6 protein-coding genes are annotated in these 2,789 nt (G+C 43.9%); all 6 read left to right on the top strand.

Translation table 11 applies throughout. The features are described 5' to 3' along the window. Nucleotides 1-23: 23 nt before the first annotated feature. Nucleotides 24-260: an AtpZ/AtpI family protein gene (locus V7D78_RS16805; protein ID WP_333609604.1), complete on the top strand. Its 237-nt coding sequence runs from the start codon at nucleotides 24-26 to the stop codon at nucleotides 258-260. Next, entirely contained in the window at nucleotides 257-616 is a 360-nt protein-coding gene (locus V7D78_RS16810) for a hypothetical protein (RefSeq protein ID WP_333609605.1), read from the top strand. Before V7D78_RS16805 ends, V7D78_RS16810 begins: the two co-directional genes overlap by 4 nt. An 89-nt stretch (nucleotides 617-705) precedes the next feature. Beyond that, nucleotides 706-1,734 carry a F0F1 ATP synthase subunit A gene (gene atpB / locus V7D78_RS16815; RefSeq protein ID WP_333609606.1) on the top strand — a complete coding sequence of 343 codons (1,029 nt, stop codon included), beginning with the start codon at nucleotides 706-708 and terminating at the stop codon, nucleotides 1,732-1,734. Nucleotides 1,735-1,796: 62 nt separating this feature from the next. Next, nucleotides 1,797-2,042 (top strand): ATP synthase F0 subunit C, encoded by a 246-nt coding sequence (atpE, locus tag V7D78_RS16820; protein WP_333609607.1) that lies wholly within the window; start codon nucleotides 1,797-1,799, stop codon nucleotides 2,040-2,042. Nucleotides 2,043-2,121: 79 nt separating this feature from the next. Further along, a complete protein-coding gene (atpF, locus tag V7D78_RS16825) occupies nucleotides 2,122-2,616 on the top strand; it encodes a F0F1 ATP synthase subunit B (RefSeq protein WP_333609608.1) in 495 nt (164 codons plus the stop codon). Between the two features lie 3 nt (nucleotides 2,617-2,619). Beyond that, nucleotides 2,620-2,789, top strand: a 170-nt coding sequence (locus V7D78_RS17430) for a F0F1 ATP synthase subunit delta (protein ID WP_442886734.1), incomplete at its 3' end; no start/stop codon positions are given.

Consider the following 2,789-nt stretch of genomic DNA (forward strand, 5'->3'; position numbering starts at 1 on the left):
AGAAATCAAGATAGGCGAAAGCAATGGCTTCGGAGCATCAAGAACCCTCACAGGATCAGAAGCCAAAACCGTATAACAGCTACCTGAAGTACAGTAGTCTGGCTGTACAGCTGGCGGTAACCATCGGCTTGTTCGCCTGGCTGGGCTACAAGATTGATGAATGGTTGAATTTAAAGTATCCTATATTTCTGATTGTGTTTGTATTTGTGGCCTTCGCGGGAATGATGTACCAGTTGTACAAGTCTATTGATAAATCGTGAGCAACCTTACAGGCTTTTTGGTTGCCATGGGGTTGGTGATTGTGGTCATTCTGGGCGTGAGTCAATCCTTTTCAGCGCTTCCTTCATTCTTTTATCAGAGCCTGGTACTGCTTTCGGCCAGTACCATCGGACTTTATTTTTACCTGCTGCGCATTCGCAAAAGCAGACCTGATTTTTTCGTTCATTTTTACCTGGCCAGCATCGCCATAAAACTTTTGGCATATGGTACTTACCTGGCCTTAGTCATTTGGGAAGACCGCCCCGGGGCCTTAGAAAATGTGGTGTTTTTTATCGCGGTTTATGCCGTGTTTACCGCCCTTGAAGTGGGCTTTTTGTGGCGGCAGATCAGCCGATGAAAAGAGCCAAAAAAAAATTAAAACATTTCTTTCTCATGGTTTAATTAATACCTTTGCGGTCGGATTTTAAACCCCCTAATCTGGCCAAAATGAGCGTTTTAACCCGTAAATTCAGTCTTTTCTTATTAGTCGTAGCGCTCGTAGTTTCTGTAGTCTTTTCGTCTTTTGGTACGGCTTCTGGTTCGGCTGAAGAGGGTGGTGCATTCAATGCCAGCGAGGTGATAATCCACCACGTACTGGACGACCACACGTGGCATTTTTGGGATGGGCATTACGGTACACTTTATCTCCCGGTAATTGTCTATTCATCTGAACGCGGACTGGACATTTTCTCATCAAAGAATTTCTACGATGAGCATCATAATGTTGTGGAGTACATCGGTTATAAACTGGACCACAGTCACATTTACCTGGCTGATTCAGGGAAAGCAGTTTTGGATATTTCCATTACAAAGAATGTGGCCATGTTATTAATCAATGCCACTTTATTAATGGTGGTGTTTCTTTCAGCCGCTAAATCAGCAAAGAAAAATTCGGGCAAGGCACCCAGTGGGGTTCAGTCATTCCTTGAACCCATTATTGTTTTCGTTCGCGATGAAGTAGTGAAGCCAAACATTGGTCACCAGTATGAGAAGTATCTGCCTTACTTGCTCACACTTTTCTTTTTTATTCTTTTTGGAAACCTGTTGGGACTTTTACCGGGCGCAGGTAACCTTACCGGTAATATAGCCGTAACGATGACCCTTGCTGTTTTCACATTTATCTTAACCAATGTAAATGGCAACAAGGCATATTGGTCTCACATCTTCTGGACACCGGGTGTTCCGCTGCCGTTGCGCCTTGTAATTCTCCCCGTTGAACTCGTTGGCATAATCACCAAGCCTGTCTCTTTAACGATACGTCTTTTTGTGGCCATTACTGCCGGGCACATAGTTTTGTTAAGCTTGATTAGTCTGGCATTTATTTTTCAAAGTATTGCAGTAGGTTTGGTATCAAGCCTTATTGTATTATTTATAAATCTTATTGAATTGTTGGTGGCCGGCATACAGGCGTATGTGTTCACGTTGTTCACATCGCTTTACATCGGTATGGCTACGGCCGACCACGAACATCATTAAGATTAATTAAAGATATCCCTGGCGGAAGCGTCAGGGTTTGTTTCACTTAAACACATAACACAATGTTAACTGCACTTTTATTGGACATCAGCTATGCAATCATGGGCGCTGGTATCGGTGCTGGTCTGGCTGCAATTGGCGCTGGTATCGGTATCGGTAAAATCGGTGGTTCCGCTATGGAAGGTATGGCACGTCAGCCTGAAGCTTCTGGTAAAATCCAGGGCGCCATGCTGATTATCGCTGCACTTATCGAGGTGGCTGCTCTTTTTGCACTCGTTATTTGCTTGCTGATTTCGTTCAAAGGCTAATGGCTTGAGAAGAACTTGCTAATGGCAATGGGCCAGGCAAGTTCTTCATTTTACTGAAACACTTAAGAATTTAAGATATATGGAACTTCTTACCCCCGGCACTGGCCTTATCATTTGGCAAACATTTGTTTTCCTTTTGTTGGTGCTTTTATTAGCACGTTTTGCATGGAAGCCAATACTCGGATCCTTAAAAGAGCGCGAAGAGTCGATAAAAAAAGCACTTGAAACCGCAGAGCAGGCGCGTGCTGAAATGGCACGCATTCAAGCTGACAATGAAAAGATTTTCAAAGAAGCACGAGAAGAGCGAGACAGACTTTTAAAAGAAGCCCGTGAGGCTTCTAGCCGTTTGAAGGACGATGCGCAGGCCGATGCCAAGAAGGCCGCTGATAAAATTATTGATGATGCGCGTGCGGCTATTCAAGTTGAAAAGCAAGCTGCATTAAAAGATGTACGCATACAGGTAGCGATGTTCTCCCTTCAAATTGCTGAGCAGCTGATGAAGAAAAATCTTTCGTCTGACAAAGCACAGAAGGAATTAGTTGACGGGTTTATTAAAGAATTGAAACTTAACTAACCTATGGCCGAAGGACGGGTAGCATCGCGGTACGTAAAATCATTGCTCGGATTAGCCGAGGAGCAAAAGTCGTTGGATAAAGTTTATCAGGACATGCGACTGTTTACGAAGGTGTGTGATGAAAATCCAGCCTTTGGTATTATGCTCCGCAGCCCGGTTATTCGTCATGATAA

The sequence above is a fragment of the Arsukibacterium sp. genome (assembly GCF_036735525.1).
Lineage (GTDB): Bacteria > Pseudomonadota > Gammaproteobacteria > Enterobacterales > Alteromonadaceae > Alishewanella.